General features: G+C 59.3%; 2 protein-coding genes. One reads left to right on the top strand and one right to left on the bottom strand.

The window, feature by feature from the left end; translation table 11 throughout:
- Positions 1-1,639 (top strand): IS1634 family transposase (locus QZY44_RS17000; protein ID WP_295448741.1); only part of this gene is annotated, 1,639 nt, incomplete at its 5' end.
- Between the two features lie 80 nt (positions 1,640-1,719).
- Here QZY44_RS17000 and QZY44_RS16995 read toward each other — a convergent pair.
- Positions 1,720-2,063: hypothetical protein (locus QZY44_RS16995; protein ID WP_295448738.1), on the bottom strand; the 344-nt coding region annotated here is incomplete at its 5' end.

Raw genomic sequence — 2,063 nt, 5'->3', positions numbered from 1 at the left:
GGACCAGATCAGCGGCCAGGCAGGCTTGTTAGATGGGGCTCTCACGACGGAGACTGCCGCTTGGGTCGTGCAGGTCGCCCAACTTGTCAAACGCTCCAAAGTGGCCACCAAAGCGATTAGCGGGACGGTCATCGACGGCGTCCTGCTTGACGAAATGGAGACCGGGGAAAGCGTTGACCTCGGGCCGCAGCTCGTGGCCATGAAAGCCTGGGATGCGCTGGATTTCACCCCGATGCTCAATGAGCTCGGCATGAATCCAACCGCCATCGCCACCGCCCAGGTGATGGTGGCTAACCGCCTCATCGAGCCACTCAGCGAATGGGCGCTCATCGACTGGGCTCAGCGCACCGCCCTGCCGGAACTCCTCGACGTGCGCCTGAGCAAAACCACCAAAGACCGCCTTTACCGGGTCAGCGACGAATTGCTCAAGCACCGCAAACCCATCGAAATCTGCCTGCGCGAAAAGACGCGGGACCTCTTCAGCCTCAGCCGCAGCGTGATTCTCTACGACGTGACTAACACCCACTTCGAGGGCATTTGCGCCAAGAATCCAAAGGCGAAACACGGGAAAAACAAGCAGAAGCGCAATGACTGCCGACAGTTGGCCGTCGGTATGGCCTTTGATGAAAACGGCTTTCCCCTCGCCCACGAAGTCTTCGAGGGCAACATCGCCGACACCAAAACCTTGAAACTCATCCTCGCTCGCCTCGCGCTCCCCGAGGCCGGCCTCAAGCCCGTTGTGATCCTCGACGCCGGTTTCGCTTCAGCGCAAAACCTGGCCTTGCTCCGCGAGTTGGGCTATTCGTATTTGATCAACATCACCCGCGGCAGTCGCAAGAAGTATGCCGACGAATTTGCCGCCAGCGGCTTTGAACTGCTGCCAAACCGGGCGGAAAACCAACAGGTGGAAGTCCGGAAAATCACCGACCCCGAGGACGCCGACAGCGTGTTGGTGCTGTGCCGAAGCGCCCAGCGCCGACTCAAAGAAGCCGCGATGATCTCCACTGCGGAGCAACGCTTTTTAACCGACTCTGGCCGCTTGCAGGCGAGGATTGCCAAGGGCAAACTCAAGCGCGAGGCCCTCATCGAGCGGGCCATCGGCGCATTGCTCAAGAAGCATCCCAAAGTCGGCCGCTTCTATAAAGTCACCCAAGAGGGTGGCGCACTACGGGTTGAGCGCGATGACGGCCGGCTCGAAGCCGCGCTGGAACTTTGCGGCGACTACGTGCTCAAAACCGATCACAACCTCGATGGCCCCGAATTGTGGAAACTCTACATGACGCTGCTGCGTGCGGAAGAGGGCTTCAGTGCGCTGAAAGGCTCGCTCGGACTGCGGCCCAACTTTCATCAGTTGGAAGGGCGGGTCGATGGGCACATTTTCATCAGTGTCCTGGCCTATCACCTCCTGTGCTGGATTGGCCACCGGCTCACGCAAAGCGGAGACGTGCGCGACTGGCAAACCATCCGACGCCTGCTGCGTACCCACAACCTGGCGACCACATACCTGCCGCTCACGGATGGGCGGGTCATCAAGGTGCGCAAGCCGGGCCGCCCGGATGCCGAGCAGGCACTGGTTTACCAACGCCTCGGCATCGATTGGAAACGAGCCTGCCCCGCCAGAAAATTCGTCATGAAATGAACTCGAAAATGAAATTGAAGCCCCCACCGACTTTGTAGTGCCTTTTGATACGGATCCCTGCAAAATCAAGGGCTGCAGCCTCATAATAAGAAACTCGGGCTAGGGACTTGGCGATCCACGAGATTGTCGCTCAGCTCGCTGTAGTTGATGCTTTTATAGCTGGCGATTTGCTTCATGCCCATGTGTTTGTCGATGTATTTGAAGTCGTTCTCCTGGATCCAGCGGTTGAAGATGAGCCAGACGATTTCCTTGGCGGGGCGCTCCAGATCGTCGGTGAGGACGGCGATTTGCGCGACTTTGCCCTCGGCGTTGGTGGCCCGCACGATGAGTTGGCGCATCGCGGGGTTGTGGGCCCATGGCTGGTCGATGACGCTGAACTGATAGAGCCGCACGTCGCGCGAGTTGTTGCGCGGGGAAGCACACG

The sequence above is a fragment of the uncultured Thiodictyon sp. genome, assembly GCA_903837595.1.
Taxonomy (GTDB): Bacteria; Pseudomonadota; Gammaproteobacteria; order Chromatiales; family Chromatiaceae; genus Thiodictyon.
This window is presented reverse-complemented; position numbering and strand designations above follow the sequence as displayed.